The sequence below is a fragment of the Collinsella sp. LCP19S3_B11 genome (genome assembly GCF_052121915.1).
In the GTDB taxonomy this organism is placed as follows: domain Bacteria; phylum Actinomycetota; class Coriobacteriia; order Coriobacteriales; family Coriobacteriaceae; genus Collinsella.
In genome coordinates this window covers 1-15,580 of record NZ_JBQKDI010000024.1, presented here as the reverse complement: position 1 = coordinate 15,580, position 15,580 = coordinate 1, and the positions used below count along the sequence as shown (strand labels likewise).

Annotated in this window: 16 protein-coding genes and 1 pseudogene; all 17 read left to right on the top strand. The window is 58.8% G+C overall.

Annotated elements, in window-relative coordinates; translation table 11 throughout:
• The first annotated feature begins 96 nt into the window (after positions 1 to 96).
• On the top strand, positions 97 to 1,182 hold the full coding sequence (locus ACTQV4_RS09785; RefSeq protein ID WP_441569740.1) for a DUF927 domain-containing protein: 1,086 nt from the start codon (positions 97 to 99) through the stop codon (positions 1,180 to 1,182).
• 456 nt (positions 1,183 to 1,638) lie between these two features.
• The gene (locus ACTQV4_RS09780; protein ID WP_441569739.1) at positions 1,639 to 1,866 is read left to right on the top strand and encodes a hypothetical protein; all 228 of its coding nucleotides are present in this window, start codon (positions 1,639 to 1,641) and stop codon (positions 1,864 to 1,866) included.
• An 88-nt stretch (positions 1,867 to 1,954) separates the two neighbouring features.
• Complete coding sequence (locus ACTQV4_RS09775; RefSeq protein ID WP_274958473.1) at positions 1,955 to 2,149, top strand: hypothetical protein; 195 nt, start codon at positions 1,955 to 1,957, stop codon at positions 2,147 to 2,149.
• Positions 2,150 to 2,167: 18 nt separating this feature from the next.
• The gene (locus ACTQV4_RS09770; protein ID WP_441569738.1) at positions 2,168 to 2,452 is read left to right on the top strand and encodes a hypothetical protein; all 285 of its coding nucleotides are present in this window, start codon (positions 2,168 to 2,170) and stop codon (positions 2,450 to 2,452) included.
• A gap of 71 nt (positions 2,453 to 2,523) precedes the next feature.
• Entirely contained in the window at positions 2,524 to 3,000 is a 477-nt protein-coding gene (locus ACTQV4_RS09765) for a hypothetical protein (RefSeq protein ID WP_441569737.1), read from the top strand.
• Entirely contained in the window at positions 2,993 to 4,270 is a 1,278-nt protein-coding gene (locus tag ACTQV4_RS09760) for a PBSX family phage terminase large subunit (protein ID WP_441569736.1), read from the top strand. The genes ACTQV4_RS09765 and ACTQV4_RS09760 overlap by 8 nt, the downstream gene beginning before the upstream one ends.
• A 135-nt stretch (positions 4,271 to 4,405) precedes the next feature.
• Positions 4,406 to 5,275: a GIY-YIG nuclease family protein gene (locus tag ACTQV4_RS09755; RefSeq protein WP_441569735.1), complete on the top strand. Its 870-nt coding sequence runs from the start codon at positions 4,406 to 4,408 to the stop codon at positions 5,273 to 5,275.
• A 215-nt stretch (positions 5,276 to 5,490) separates the two neighbouring features.
• Positions 5,491 to 6,072: a hypothetical protein gene (locus tag ACTQV4_RS09750; protein ID WP_441569734.1), complete on the top strand. Its 582-nt coding sequence runs from the start codon at positions 5,491 to 5,493 to the stop codon at positions 6,070 to 6,072.
• Between the two features lie 72 nt (positions 6,073 to 6,144).
• Entirely contained in the window at positions 6,145 to 6,963 is an 819-nt protein-coding gene (locus ACTQV4_RS09745) for a hypothetical protein (protein WP_441569733.1), read from the top strand.
• Between the two features lie 762 nt (positions 6,964 to 7,725).
• Positions 7,726 to 8,859, top strand: a complete 1,134-nt coding sequence (locus tag ACTQV4_RS09740; RefSeq protein ID WP_441569732.1) for a DNA methyltransferase — start codon at positions 7,726 to 7,728, stop codon at positions 8,857 to 8,859.
• Entirely contained in the window at positions 8,852 to 9,670 is an 819-nt protein-coding gene (locus ACTQV4_RS09735; RefSeq protein ID WP_441569731.1) for a DNA-methyltransferase, read from the top strand. The genes ACTQV4_RS09740 and ACTQV4_RS09735 overlap by 8 nt, the downstream gene beginning before the upstream one ends.
• Positions 9,671 to 9,678: 8 nt before the next feature.
• On the top strand, positions 9,679 to 11,364 hold the full coding sequence (locus ACTQV4_RS09730) for a hypothetical protein (RefSeq protein WP_441569730.1): 1,686 nt from the start codon (positions 9,679 to 9,681) through the stop codon (positions 11,362 to 11,364).
• A 212-nt stretch (positions 11,365 to 11,576) separates the two neighbouring features.
• Positions 11,577 to 11,909, top strand: a pseudogene (locus tag ACTQV4_RS09725) (4Fe-4S binding protein); the annotation flags it as partial.
• A gap of 24 nt (positions 11,910 to 11,933) precedes the next feature.
• Positions 11,934 to 12,620, top strand: coding sequence for a hypothetical protein (locus ACTQV4_RS09720; protein ID WP_441569741.1), 687 nt, complete (start codon positions 11,934 to 11,936; stop codon positions 12,618 to 12,620).
• Positions 12,621 to 12,644: 24 nt separating this feature from the next.
• Positions 12,645 to 14,627 (top strand): hypothetical protein, encoded by a 1,983-nt coding sequence (locus tag ACTQV4_RS09715; protein WP_441569729.1) that lies wholly within the window; start codon positions 12,645 to 12,647, stop codon positions 14,625 to 14,627.
• Entirely contained in the window at positions 14,614 to 14,919 is a 306-nt protein-coding gene (locus ACTQV4_RS09710; RefSeq protein ID WP_441569728.1) for a hypothetical protein, read from the top strand. The genes ACTQV4_RS09715 and ACTQV4_RS09710 overlap by 14 nt, the downstream gene beginning before the upstream one ends.
• Before the next feature lie 113 nt (positions 14,920 to 15,032).
• A partial coding sequence (locus ACTQV4_RS09705; protein ID WP_441569727.1) for a hypothetical protein occupies positions 15,033 to 15,580 on the top strand: 548 nt, incomplete at its 3' end.

The window sequence follows — 15,580 nt, the reverse complement described above, 5'->3', positions numbered from 1 at the left end:
AGCCGTGACCGGAATCGGTGAAAATACGTTAGCGCAACCGGTGAAACCGCCTTTGCGCGAACGGCGCGCCTGTTTAGCGAAACTGGTGAAAAATAGATTGACGCTAACAAGGCCGTCGGCAGCGTGTGGGGCGACCCCACCGAGGGTGCGGACAGCTACTTCCGCACCTTCGCCGACACGCCCAAGAGCATCGTGCGTGCGGCGGCGCTGCTCCACGACATACCCGTGATCATCGACGAGCTGCAGAGCAAGGGCGCCGTGGGCGGCCAGGCGGGCAAGCGGCAGGTTGTGGAGGACCTGCTCTACTCGCTCTCGCTCGGGCACGAGCGCGGGGCGCTGAACAGCGACCGGACGATGATGAGGGCGGGCTCGTGGCGCTGCCTGACGATAGCCACGGGCGAGATCCCCATCGTGGGCTCCTCCACGCAGCAGGGCGCGGCGAACCGCACCCTCGAGCTCTGCGCCGAGCCCTTCGAGGACGTGCGCGCCGCCCAGGCTATGCACCACCTCGTCTCTGCGCAGCACGGAACCGCGGGGCGGGCATACGTGGCGGCGCTGAGGCGAAACGACGCGGCCTTCTACGCGGGGCAGTTCTCCTCCGTGCGCGACGCCGTGTGCGCCGCCGCCGGCGGGCACCCGCAGGCCGACAACGTGGCGCTGCTCGCGCTCGCGGACGCCCTCGCGCAGTTCTACGTGTTCGCGCCGGGCAGCGACTGGGCGGCGTGCCTGGAGGGCGCGATGCTGATGGCGCGCTGGGCGCTCGTGAACGCCACGGGCGCGGACGGCGGCGACACCGACGTGAAGGCCATACAGTTCGTGGCCGAGTGGCTGGTGCGCAACCGCCTGCACTTCGAGAGCTCGGCGGAGATGGACCGGCTCGAGCGCTGGGGCTCCGTGAAGCAGTACCGGGACCGCCCCGGCTTCTGCTGGTGGGTCTTCTCGTCCGTGCTCGACCAGGCGCTCGCGGGCACCAACTTCGACCGGCAGAAGACGCTCAGGCGCATGGCCGACGAGGGCGTGCTGCTGCCGGGCTCCGGGCGCGGGTTCACGCGGCAGAAGCGCTTCGGCGACTCGCGGGTGTACTGCGTGTGCGTGGACAACGCGGCGATGGAGGGCCTGCTCGAGCGGGCGGCGGGCGCGCCGCCGGCGGTGGCGCCGTCTCAAGGGGGCGGGCCATGCTGAGACACGGGTCGAGACGCCCCTGGCGGCTGGTGAGGGTAGGCGTCCCCTCCTCATGTCTCAACGTCTTGACGGGGACGAGACATAGGGGGCTCTCGCGCGTGGGCGGGCGCACGCGCGCGCATGTGCGCGCGGGGGCCTTGGGTGCTGTTTCGGTCGAGACGTTGAGACGGGCGGCGTTCTCGCTGGTGGCGGGGGTGTTCTGCGTCTCAGGCGGGCTCGAGACGGGGGCGCGGCGCGGCTTGAGACGCGGCGGGAGGTGGATGCCGTGAGCTGGTGGACAGAGGAGCAGGACGACGTCCTGCGCGAGGTGAGCTTCCGGGGCGCGGCCTACGCGGCGGCCGAGATAGAGCGGCGCTGCGGCGTGCGCCACTCGGTGCGGGCGGTGGAGATGCGGGCTCGCGGATCCACTGCTCGCTCGCCGTGCAGACGGTGTGCCCGCAGTGCGGCGCCGTGGGCGTGAAGATCAACCGGCAGACCGGGATGTGCCGGCTCTGCACGGAGCGCTACCACCTGGAGCAGGAGCGCGCCTTCAACGAGCAGCTCGAGCGCGAGCGGGTACGCGCGGAGGAGTCCGCCGAGCTCGAGGAGATTCGGCGCGAGCGCGACATGATACGGCAGCGGAACTCGCGGCTGTGTAGGAAGTACGGGCTCAAGGGGCGGCGGGAGCGCGGACGTACCAAATAATGCGCCGCTCACCCTCACCCGATTCTAAGCCCACGTCTCCAGGGGTATAAGTGGACTACCTTGGCAAACTGTCGAGAAAGGACAGATGATGGGCTTCAAAATCAAGTACACCTACCCTGACGGCGAGACCGAAATCGAAGACGAGGTTTACGACACCGAACAGCAGGCTGTGTGGGCGGCCGAGGATGGGGTGAACGGCTTCGCGACAGGTGCTGAGATTCTTGATGATATGGGCGAAGACTTCATGGAGGGCTCCCTCGAGTACGAAATCATCGAAGAGTAGCTCTGTCGGACAACCTGAATGAACAGCGGACACCTCGTGTGGGTGTCCGCTTTTCGATTTGAACGTGACCGTCATGACGTTAGATTGGGGAAGAGGATGGTAAAGAGAGGGCGGAACAAGCTGGATGCGACTTCGTTCAGCAAGCTTTATGACGACTATGGCGCTGAGGTCGCCAACGCCGTCCTTTATAGCGTGAACACCGGTCACGTGACCACAGAGGAGGTCGAGAGGAAGATATACGAGAACGAGTCCAAGGAGGACTACTCTGCGAGGCTGAAGGCGGAGTGGGCAGATGAGGAGTAGTTTGTAGGCAAAACTATGCGGCGAGGGGCGCCTTTTCAAGGGCGCCCTTTCCTTGCCTTTTGTGACGCGACGTGAGAATCCACCGTGAGAGGTTCTATCGACCTTCACGGGGTGATACGCATGGCGAGGCGTCCGAAGCTGACGCAGGAGATGGTGGACGAGGCTATTGCGCTCAAGGCGGACGGCCTCTCCAATGGCGACATCATCTGCGCGCTGGGCATCCACGAGTCGACGTTCTACCGCTGGATCGGAGATCCCAAGAACAAGCTGCAGAGCGCGTTAAGCGAGGGGCTAAAAAGGAGGAGTCGGCGTTCAAGCGGACGCTGCTCACCACGATCCGCTCGGCGGCGCTGGCGCGCAACCAGTACTGGACGGCGGCGGCGTGGCTGCTGGAGCGCAAGTACCCCGACGAGTTCGGCAAGGCGGAGCGCAAGAGCGACGAGGGCCGCGAGGACGCGGCGCCCAGGATCGTGCTCGGCGTGGTGGCCCCGCCGGTGCAGCAGACGCTGCCGCTGGACGGGCTCGGCGAGGGGCGCGCCGATGATTGACGCCTCCTCGCTCGTGATCCCGGCCTTCCACGACGTGCTCGGCGACGTGATGGCCCACGGGCACACTCACTACTGGCTGCACGGCGGGCGCGGCTCCACGAAGAGCTCGTTCATCAGCGTGTGCATCGTCCTTCTCCTCCTGGCGCACCCGGAGACGAACGCCGTGGTGGTGCGGCGCTTCTCGAACACGCTGCGCGACTCAGTGTTCCAGCAGGTGACGTGGGCCATCGCGGAGCTGGGGCTCGAGCGGTGGTTCCGCGCCCGCATCTCGCCGATGGAGATCACGTACCTGCCCACGGGTCAGCGCATCGTGTTCCGCGGTGCCGACGACCCGCTCAAGCTCAAGGGCGTGAAGTTCACGCGCGGATACTGCGCCGTCACGTGGTTCGAGGAGCTCGACCAGTTCGACGGGATCGACGCGGTGCGGAGCATCCTGAACTCGCTTAGGCGCGGCGGCGAGGACTTCTGGATCTTCTACAGTTACAACCCTCCCCGAACGCTCTGGAGCTGGGTGAACCGCAAGAAGCTGGAGCGCGAGCGGCGCTCGGACACGCTCGTGCGGCAGTCGAGCTACCTCGACGTGATCGAGAGCCACCCGGAGTGGCTGGGCGGGCCCTTCGTGGAGGAGGCCGAGTACCTGCGCGAGGTCGACGAGCAGGCGTGGCGCTCTGAGTACCTGGGAGAGGTCACGGGGACGGGCGGCTCGGTGTTCAACAACGTCGTGAGCGTGCGCCTGTCCGACGCGACGTGCCGGGGCTTCTCGCGCACGCGGTGCGGCGTGGACTGGGGATGGTTCCCGGACCCGTGGCGGTTCGTGCGCTGCGGGTGGGAGCCCGGCGAGCGGCGGCTCACGATCTTCGGAGAGCTCTCGGCCAACAGGAAGACGCCCTCGGAGACGGCGGCGCTCGTCGTGGGCGCGCTCACCTACGCCGACGAGCCCGGGGAGGACGCCTATCTCCACGACGAGCTGATCTGGTGCGACGACACGCCGGACGGTAAGCAGTCGATGGCGGTGTGGCGGCGCGAGGCGGGGCTGCGCGTGCGGCCGGCGCGGAAGTCGAACATGCGCAGGCTCAGCTACGAGTGGCTGGCGGGGCTGCGTGAGATCTGCATCGACCCGGAGCGGGCGCCGCTGGCCTACGAGGAGTTCCGCCTCAAGGAGTACGAGCGCGACCGCGACGGCACGTGGCTCGACGATATCCCGGACGGCAACGACCACTCGATCGATGCGGTGCGCTACGCGATGATGGACGACGTGCTGAGGGGTTAAAGCTTGCGGGCGTTCTTCTCGACAGCTAAATGATGGTGCATGTATGTATGGAAGTGCGATAGCCGGAAAGGGTTGTCGCGCGTTCTTCTCGCCTAAAATGAAATAGTCAATTGCAGCTATGTGGGCAGGTGTGCCATGAACATCCCTCTGAACAGCATCCTCAACCTCACGGAAGAGCAAATTAAGGGCAGCAAGATTGAGCTGAATCTGTTTGACGGCGGTACGCGCGAGGCCTTCATCGACCGGTGGCTCGAACGCCCAGAGAGTGAGCGGGCTGCGGGGCGCGCGAAGCGCTGCTCGTACTGGGCTTGGTACGGGAAGAACCGAAGGAACTTCCATGTGGGTGATTGGGTGTTCAGCTTCATGCGGCTCTATCGCCAGGATGAGTGGCTGTTCGTGTCCGCCGCCGAGATAATCGAAATGCCGGAGCGGGGCGCGGAGAACGGGTATGCAACGGTGAGGATTCTTGACCAATACGCGCCGCTGTTCGGCCGGCTCATCATCAACCTCCACCGAGGTAACAAGTTCTCCCTTTATGTGTTTAACCTCGACTCGTACCTTAACGAGGCGACGGTGAAGGAGATCCTGCCTGCGCTCTACAGCGGCGACACGTTTAGCGGTTACGACCGCGTGCACCTGCCCTACGCCAAGCTCGACCGGATATTCAGGCGCGAGATCATGCCCTCGTACTACGACGCCCTGGAGAGCGTGACGGGGGTCTACTGCCTCACTGACACCAGGACCGGAAAGCTCTACATAGGCTCCGCCACCGGCGAGGGCGGCGTGGCGGCGCGCTGGGGCAGCTACCTTGACTCCAAGCACGGAGGCAACAAGAAGCTGCGAGAGCTCTACGATCGCGAGGGCGAGGGGTACTTCCGAGAGAACTTCGAGTTCACGCTCCTGGAGTACTTCGGCATGAGCTACGACCCGCAGAAGGTGCTGGAGCGGGAACAGTGGTGGAAGGACTGCCTCGACACGCGGGCTCACGGATACAACGATAACTAGACGGGCGTTCTTCTCGTCCAATCGAAGATGGTGCGAATACGCACGGGCGCGCAGTAACCGGAGACGGTTGCCGCGCGTTCTTCTCGCCTCATCAAACTGGCAGATTCAGTTGGGTGCTGAATCTCGGGCGTTCTTCTCGCCTGGCGCTCTCTGTTCTTTGCCCTTTGTGACGGGCGGGTTCAATGGGCGTGTTCGGACGAGGCGGGAGGCGGGCCATGGGCGTGAACGATGACGAGTACTGGGTGCCGGAGCATGTGAGGGAGTGGCTGCGGGGGCTGGGGTTCTCGCTGCCCTTGGAGGACATGGAGCCGCACATCCGGGCGTGGGACCGGTGGATGCGGGCGCTCGGGGACTTCTACGACTATAGGGATACCGACGGCGTGGGGCGCCTGTACGAGGTGCACCGGCGCTCGATCCACCCCGCGATGCGGGTGTGCCGGGAGTGGGGGTCGCTTCTCCTCAACGACAAGACGCAGGTGGCGTACGACGACCAGGCGTGCACGGACTGGCTCGCCGCCTGGATGGCGCGCACCGGCTTCCTCGCCTCGGCGCAGGAGTGCGTGGTGCGGACGTTCGGCCTGGGGACGGGCGCGTGGGCGCTCTGGGTGGACGCGGACGCGGGCGAGATGCGCGTGCGGAGATACGACGCCCGCATGGTGGTGCCGCTCGCGTGGGACGAGGAGGGCGTGACCGAGTGCGCGTTCGTGACGCGGGCGTTCTGGAGGGGACGTGCCGTCGACCAAGTGCAGCTGCACCTGCGCGGAGGCGCGGGCGGGACGTTCCTCTCGCCAAGCTAATCATCTGGAGGGGCTGCTGCGGCGGGTCCTTCTCGCCTGGCTGACGATGCAAGCGAGGGGACGTACCGGATCGTGACGGCCTGCTTCGACCGCGACGGGAACCGCGTCGAGCCCGAGGGCGTGTGCCCGGCGTACGACACGGGCTCGGTGTGGCCGACCTTCTCGCTTGTGAAGCCCGCCATCGACAACACGCGCGTGGACATGTCGCCCTACGGCCAGTCGGTGTTCGCGGACGCGGTGGACGCCATCCAGGCGGTCGACCTCTGCTACGACGCGATGATGTCGGAGATCGACAACGGCAAGATGCGCGTGTTCCTCTCGGACGTGATGTTCGATACGGAGCGCGACGGCAAGGGCGGGCGCGTGTCGATCCCGTTCGGCAAGGCGGACTGCACCGTGTTCAGGAAGGTCATGTCGACCGAGGACACAATCCACGAGTTCGCCCCGACGCTGAGGACGGAGGCGCAGGCGCGGGCGTTCAGGGTCGCGCTGCAGACGCTCGGCGACCTCTGCGGGTTCGGCATCAACTACTTCGACCTCGAGAACGTCGGGTACGTGAAGACGGCCACGGAGGTGTCGGCGGACAACTCGGCGCTGATGAAGAACATCAGGCGGCACGAGCACGCCTTGGAGGGCGCGATAGCGGGCATATGCAGCGCGCTGCTCGCGGGGGAGCGCGGGCTCGGCGTCGAGCTACCCGACGAGGGCGGGATCCGCGTCACGTTCGACGACAGCATCATCACGGACACGACTGCCGAGAAGAGGCAGGACATGGACGAGGTGGCCGCGGGGCTCATACAGGGCTGGGAGTACCGCTCCAAGTGGTACGGCGAGGACGAGGCGACGGCGCGCTCCGTCGCGGGCGGGTCGGCCGGTGCCGGCTCGCGGTAGGCGTCGGCGCCCCTGCAGGGGTTCGCGCGCGGTCGGCCGCTGCCGGGAGGCGGCTCGGGATCGAGCGGGAGCGTGGCGGCCGTGCGGGCGCCCGGCGTCGCCCGCCGAGCCCCGTGCGCCCCTCACGCGCCCGCCCGGGTCGGCTGCAGGCGGAGCCCACACCCCACCACCACCCGCGAACGAGGGCGAGAGGGCAGCAGCCCACCTGCCGTAGCGGAGTGCGCGCCGCCGCGAGGAACCGCCCCGCCCTGCGCACGTCAGACTCCCGGCAGGCCGTGCCCAGTGCGGAGGCTGTGTATGCGAAGCGCCGCGAAGGGCAGACGGCGCAGCCGGCTGACCTGAGCCGGGAGCGACACGTAGGCGGAGCTGGCTGGCCCGAGCCGCGGAGCAATACACAGCCGGAGCGGCGGGCATGGCCGTGAGTGGCGCTTTCCGCGCAGGACGGGGCGGTTTCCGAGCCGTGCGCGCAACGGAGCGGAGGCGGGTGGACTGCGGACGACCCTCGACGGGCAGCGGGTGGTGGTGGGGTGTGGCTCCCTAGGCTGTCGTTGAGGGCTCGATGTTCTTCTCGTTCTTCTATGGGATACAGCCAGTTATTTCTCCCGCTCCCGCTTCCACTTCTTTTTTGTCCCCATGGGACTGTATTGTTAGCAGGTGTAAGGAACCGTTGCTTTTGTGCATTGCCACAATGGCGCATTTTGTGCATTTCTAGAACGATAGAATTGACTAGTTTTGATTAGGATTGAGCAGAAATGAGTTCTGATGAGTAGCGAAACCTTTCTTACTACCACACAGGCTGCCAAACATCTTGGCGTGAGTAATTCTACGATTTACCGAATGGTCGAGAATGGGATTCTTACGCCAAGTAAAACTCAAGGTGGTCATCGTCGCTTTGACGTCGTTCAGCTTGATGACTATCTCTCGCATAGCGGCGAGCTTGGATCTCTTCATGATTCTTCGCTCGACACAGCTAAGGACAACTCTCTAGAACTGGCTTCTGAGCGTCAGGCGGGCGTTGACCCTAGAAACAAGCTTAATGATTTAACTGGTTCCGAATGGCTGCCCGAGACGAAATCCTTCTTCTATCAGAAGGGGCTTGGCTCGAAGCATCCGCATGCCCAAATTGAACGACAGCACCCTGCTCCGTATTCTTATCAGGATGTTGAACACCTGATCACCTTCTTTACCAAGCGCGGCATGAAGGTGCTTGATCCCTTTGGTGGCGTCGGCTCGACAGCAAAAGCGTGCGAGCTTGAAGGACGTGTCTGCACATCAATCGAGCTCTCAAAGAAATGGCATGACCTCGCTATAGAGAGGCTTGAGACCGAGGTCTCTGAAGGAGCTTCGAGCCATCATGCTTTCATCAATGATGACTGCATTGCGGCGCTTAGCAACCTCGATGACGATTCCTTTGACTTCATGGTAACTAGTCCGCCCTACTGGTCAATTCTTAACAAAAAGGCTGACTACAAAGTCAAGGAGTCTCGTCTTAAAGAGGACCTTGCAACGAATTACTCCGATGATGATCCCAAAGATCTTGCAAACATCGAGGACTACGGACATTTTCTGGACGTCCTCGTGGATTCGGTGTTTCTTCAGTGCGCAAGGGTCTTGAAGCCTAAGGCTTATATGTGCATTGTGGTCTCCGATTTCAGGCATAAGTCTGAGTTCGTGAGTTTTCACAGTGATCTAATCCAGCGCATGCAAAATCGGGAGATTCCCCATGGGGGCACGCTCACGCTTCAAGGCGTCAAAGTTCTGCTTCAGAACCACAAGTCGCTATTGCCTTACGGCTACCCCTTTGCATACGTCGAGAACATACACCATCAATACGTCCTCATTTTTAGAAAAATGGAGGCTAAGAAGTCTGGCAGAAAGGCAACCCGTCGTGCTTGAGTTTAATAAGGTATACAACGTCGATAGCGACGAGTTCATGCTAGAACTCATTAAGGCCGGGGTAACTTTCGATTTAATCCTCACCGACCCCCCCTACAACCTCCACAAGGATTTTGGCAATGATAGCGACTGTCTCGATATTCCCGACTTTCTGCGCGAGAACCGTTCGAGAATCGAGAAGTGCGCTCAGCTGCTCAAGCCAAACGGTAGTCTGCTGTGGTTTGGTATTCACAACTACATCGGCTATCTGCAAACCATTATGTATGAGGCCGGGCTCTACTATCGCCGGATGAACATCTGGCACTACGATAACGGCTTCACACGATCGAAAAGGATGCCGGCGCACACCTTTGAGCCTTTCCTCTGGTTTTCGAAGTCGGACAGAAAGTGGACTTACAACGCAGACGATGTTCGCGTTCCTTATAAAAGCGCAGAACGACTGAAAAACCCTGTTTACTACAAGGGAAAGAATGGCGAGCGCAAGGTTTGGACACCCAACCCAAATGGCGCATTAAGGGGAGACATCTGGGATTTCCCTACACTCGCCGGCAGTCTCTATAAGAAAGAGCGTACAGACCATCCGACCCAGAAGCCTGAGTCCTTGATCACGGAACTCATTAAGGCTTACTGCCCGAAGGATAAGGACGGCCTTTACTGCGGTACGATATTTGACCCTTTCCACGGGTCAGGCACGCTTGGCATATGTTGTGAGAAGCTAAACAGAGACGGTCATAGAATTCAATGGATCGGCTCAGAAATCGAAAGTAAATGGTGTCGCGTTGCCAATAAAAGGCTTGAAGCGCTAGGTTAGGACCCCTCATGATCAAGTTTAGAAACTCCGGCACTAACGTGCGCACTCAGCTGGGCATTCTCAAGATTCTTGTCGATCAGTTTGAAGGCAAGATATTTGGGCTCGCCGAATTTGCCGCTGCAATTGCCGAAAACAACCTGATGACAGCATATGGGTACACGGGTGAGACCGCTCTGGAGCGAAGCAACGTGGGCGATGCGAGCCGCAACTCGGCGAACATGAACGTCAAGATGTATGCCGAGGTATTTCGAATTCTTGGTTGGCTCTCTTCTTACAATGAAGATTCCGCCTACCCCATAATCGTGACCGAGCTTGGAAAATATGTTGCTCGGAGCAGCGAGCCAATAAGGCTATATGAACAATGCCTGCTTGGGATTAGCTCTCCTCAAGAAATGATGGACGGCGTTCACTACGAGGAGAAAGTCAGGTTTTTCCTCTGCGCCCTCAAGACGCTCGACAGACTCGGCGGCATCATGTACAAGCACGAGCTTTGCATGGGGCCAATGTCGGTAAACGACATCAACGCGCATGAGTTTGACGCGATGATATCGCGACTGAACGGAATTAGGGGCAGCTACCGAAGCTACAAGAGCGCTTGGTCTGAATTCTGTGACTCCCTTAACATGAAGCCGACCTCTGTTGATAACCAGACTCGTTTCCCAGTAGGCGCTTTGACGGCGTGTGGCTGGATCGAAGGTGTCAGAACGAACGCAATATACCCGCCAAAATCCCTTCAGTGCATTAAGCTGACCGACCGAGGCGTTCGGGCAGCAAATAGCGTTGCGGACTGCAAAGACCTTCGACTTGAAGAATTCAACTCCTATGACCGCGATACGCAGGATGCGTTAATTAGGCTGGGGTTCTATCAGCTTCTCGGACGCGCTGGATACGACCTCGAGCCCATTGCTCACATTCTGGAGTCTGATCAGGAGGCAACTCTTGGCGTAACCGGAGGTAAAGAGCTTCTCTTCTCGCCTTTCCAAACTCTAAAAAGTAGTCGTGTGAATTCCGCGTTTGGAATAGCACACGACTCTTACGTGTCAGCCGACTCAGTCTCCGAGCTCGGTTCGTCTCAAGCGCATGCTGCGAGCACTACCGTGCTTGTATCTTCAACTGCCTCGGCAAGCCTTGATGCCCAAGATCCCTTCGAGAGCGAGATAACGGACAAGGTCAAGGGGCTATCGGAGAGCGGACTCTCTGAGCCTGATGTTGTCCAGACTCTCTTTGATGCTGAAAGGCATAGTAACCAAGACCGCTTTTACCCTCTAGTAAGCGCGATGTTCAGAATACTTGGTTTTGACTGTCGGGCATCTCGACAGGGTGATAATGGATCAAGAATGGACGCTCTCATCAGTGGCCCTGGCGACGCCATTCCAATTGAAATCAAGTCTCCTGGCGAGGAAGAATTCATCTCAATCAAAGCCGTCAAGCAAGCCGCTGAAAACAAAATCATCATTCTTTCGCGTAATGCTGAGACAACAAAGAGGGAGACTGTATCTCTCGTTGTTGGCTACCATGCTCCGAACGAACGGGCCGAGGTTGCCAGTTTGATCGATGCTTTCCACAACCAATTCGGGTTTAATATCGGCGTCATTCCTTTGGATGTTCTGCTGAGACTTGTTGTCGATTGCGTGCTCCACGACATCACGGTTGATCATGCTCAATTGCGTTCGCTTCGTGGGATAGCCTCCTGACGACTTCTCGTGCATAGTCGTTCATTTTGCTGGGCGGCCGGGCGTATTGCCCGGCCGCCCAGCTGTTGCAGGACGCAATGGTTTGTGCGTCTACCAGCCCTCGAATACAATACGTGAAAAAGCTGCCAGCATCTGAGCCGATGCGCTTCGTCTAGCCTCATCTGGCGAGCTTTTTTCTTCGTGCTAAGAACTTAGAAGGGCTGGGAACGCACATGCTAGAGCAGGCTTACGATTCTACCGAGGCAATCAGATATCGCACCATCTTCCAGTTCGATTCAGTCGTGCGAAATCCTTGCGCCCCCGCCGTTCTTTCCAGAGGTGACCAAACATTCCCCGCAGCTTGTCTAAATTGCGCTTTTCCAGCTTGCATGCGATACCGTGAGAATGAATATCTTTGCGAAGAGTTTCGTAATTTTGCCCCAAACCGAGACGACAGCGTATGCCCCTTCGGTGCAATAGGTTACACACGGGAGGGTTATTTCCCTGAAATTGACTCCTCAAAATGCATTGCTTGCGGACTATGTGCAGAGCGCTGTCCCATCGGCGCCATTTATCTTGACGGCAGTTCTATGCGCATTAATAGCAACCTCTCAGCGGATTATCTGCATGCCATCGCGAGTGATGAGGACGCTCGGTCACTTCAAAAGGAGTCTATTTCCGAATTGTCGAGTGTTGGGCAAATCAGGCATCCCGGTGATTTAATCGAGCACCTCGACCTCGTCTATGAGCGACTAAACGAGGCTCCCGCGAACAATGATGTCATGCTGCTATTCGGGAGGAATCTCCTAATTGGAGCAGGACTAAGGACTGCTCTGGGTAGGGTTGGTGTGGTAGCAACCAGGATGGACGCGGTATATATCGGAACAGAATGTGCGGGTGCAATAGAGATGGAGTTCCAAGCAGATTCTCTTAGCACGGCAAGAAATCTTCTTGACGATCTCGTTATGATGGCGGAGCGCAACGGTATTGCGGTTGAGGACAACACCCCCATCGCACTTTACTCTCTGCTTCCAAATACAAGACAGGACTACTACCAGGTCTGCGATGATATTAAAAGCGTTCTTGGCCTTCAGATTCGCACGCTCTCGCTTGCTGCTCTCCTAATCCTTATTTGGTGCGGAAAGAAGCTCAGATTTGATGCGGATAATTTCACCCTGGGTTTTAGAAACACCTCAATCGCTGGTGATGTGGAGGCTTTGATTGAGCGCAGAATTGACCCGCAGAGAGCCGCTGGATACCTTTCCCCTGTGAAATAGTTCTCGCTGGATTGGACGATAAACTTGAAGCGAATCGATCTGCATATTCATACACTTGCCTCACCGCTCGACGATAGCTTCTCCTTCGAACCGGAGGTTCTCGAAGAGCACGTGAAGCATAACAAGCTCGATGCTGTTGCTATAACAAACCACAATCGTTTTGATTTGCAGAATTACCGAGAGGCCTGTGAAACGGTTCCAGACGGCGTTGTTGTCTTTCCTGGTGTAGAGGTCAGCGTCAAAGGCTTCCATACCCTTGTCATATCTAGCGACAAGAACATCGAAGCTTTCAATCGTGCCTGCGGCGAGCTTCCAGAAACGAAGCAGGGTGATGAGGGCATATCCATCGAAGAATTCAAGCGTCTCTTCGGTGACGGCAGATATGTCGTAATTCCCCACTTTAAGAAGAAGCCATCCATACCTTCGTCAGATCTTGAGGCTCTTGGCGACATCGTCACGGCCCTCGAAGTGAGCAGCGAGAAGAAGTGGGAATACGAACATCGTAGAACAGAAAAGCCCGTTGTCTTGTTTAGCGACTTCCGTTGTTCCTCGGGGTCAAAACCATCTTGGGGCCGGTATACCTATGTAACGATGGGCGAAATAACGTTTGATGCCCTCAGGCTCGCCTTTAACGACAATTCCAAGTTCGCAATTACCGAGCGCGAGGATCATTTTGAGCTTGAGCCAAATCTCTATGCTTCAATGAGATTGAATGTAGTAATTGGGGGGAGATCATCCGGCAAAACGTTTTTTCTCGACCGCGTCTACGACTCCTGCGATCCTGACGATGTCGTTTATATTCGGCAGTTCGGCATAGTGAAGGACGCAGAGGAGGAGGCGTTCAGAAAACGACTGGCCGACGAGGAGTCGTCCATCAAGAGCAGGTACTACGAACCTATGAACGCCATCTCTGCAGCAGTCACAGAATTGCCCACAAGAGATTCGGTGCTGAAGAGCATTAAAGATTACCTTGCTGAACTCACTGAGTACGCAGACACCTCCTATCGCGATGACGAGTTTTCCAAATGCCCGATTTACAGTGAGCCCCGGCTTTCCACAGGCAACTCTAATGCGGAACGAAAAGTCGTTGAAGCGGTCATCACGCTGCTTGAGAACAATCCCCTTTCCCACGAAATTGACGAAACGATCGGTCATGAGAATCTGATTAGGCTTCTCCGTCTCGCCATTGACCGCTTCAAGGCGAAGGCGCTCCAATGCAAGCGCATCGAGTGTGCAAACGAAATAGCCAAGAAGGTCCGAAACGGCCTGACCGTAGAGTCGAGGCGGCCAGGCTGTCCCGTATCCCCAATGCTTGAAGCTGCAAAGCGCGCTGCATATGTCAAGCGCCTTGCAAGGCTGCGCTCTGAAACGAAGAGCGAAGTCACCGTGAGCGAAAAGAAGATTGGAAAGTTTACGCGCACCACAAAGCGAGTACCGTATAGGGATGCACGGGCGCTGAAGTCAGCGCTACGTGCCTCATCAAGCATGTCAGGATTCTTGCGGCTGCCCGACACGGACTTCGTTGAGAGCGTTCTCGCTGCGAATGGCGTCTCCGACATCAGCCATGCATTCTTTGACATAAACGTCGAGTTGAAGAACGATCGAGGCGAGACGGTGTCGGGAGGGCAGAAGGCCGAGTACCTTTTCTTTAAGGCTCTCGATCGAGCGGGCAACCATGATGTCGTGCTGATTGACGAACCGGAATCGTCTTTTGACAATCCATTTCTCAATGAGCAGATTGCCCTTGAGCTCAAGAGGATATCGGCAAAGGCGACTGTGTTCATTGCGACGCATAACAACGTTCTGGGCGTCTCCATCAAACCCGAAGGAGTCGTGTTTACTGATGTAACCGACGGTGTCCATACAATTTATACCTGTGATTCCGGTGATGACACCATGAGTTCCGCTAATGGCCAAAAGATGAAAAGGAGCGAAGTTCTCATGCGTTTGATGGAGGCAGGCAGCAAAGCATATGAGGATAGGAGACCGTACTATGGACTTGCTTAAAGTTGAGGATGGGAAAGCGTTTCTCTGCCTGAACGACGAAGATCCGAAGATCGTTTCTCAGGTTTCGACGGATGATATCAGCAAAGCTCTTGAGGTCATACTCGAGACGGAAGAGATTGGCCTCGCGCTCGAGGAGGATTTATCATCCATTGTCAACCCTGCTCAGAGGATTGTATTCGATCAGCTTCGCTCGTCCTTTAAGGAGGTCCTTGATTCAAGAGGCTCTATTCAAGATGAGGTAGACAGGGTATTTGCCCCAGCTGAAGCGATGTACTTTCGACCCAAAGATTAGATTCGTATCCATCACGGCCAACCGAATATTTGTGACATGCCTCGATGATGCCCGTATCGGAAGCGATGCGGGCATTTTTACGCCCGCAGGAGGAAAGGAAAGCGGGCATTCTTATGGGTGACGGGAACGATGGCACGGCCGCGCAGGCGCAGGTCGCGGGTGAGTCGCAGGAGACGGGCGGTCAGACGACACAGGCGGCGGTGACGGCCGGACTCCAGGGCGCGTCGGTGCAGGTGAGCAGTGGCGAGGGCGCTGCCGTTGGCGGTGCGGGCGGCGAGAAGGCTGCCGCCGCTGTGGGCGGGGGTGTCGCCCGGGCACGCGCGGAGTACGAGGCGGCGCTCGCGGAGCGCGACGAGCGGATCGCGGCGCTGGAGGGCGAGATTGCCGAGGCAGCCAAGACCGCCGAGAACGCGGAGAAGCTGCGCGCGGAGATGGACGAGCTGCGACGGCGCGGAGACGAGGAGCGCGTGGGCTTCGAGCTCCAGATCGCCGGGGCGCGAAACGTCAAGGCGGCGCGGGCCCTTCTTCCCGACTACGACAACGACATAGATGTTAACGTCAATATAAATTTCACCAATTTTGCTGGCCGGCAAAACCAATCGCGCTGGCGGGATCGCACCATTTGCGCTGGTGCACTTTCACCAGTTAGGCCCCCTCTCCA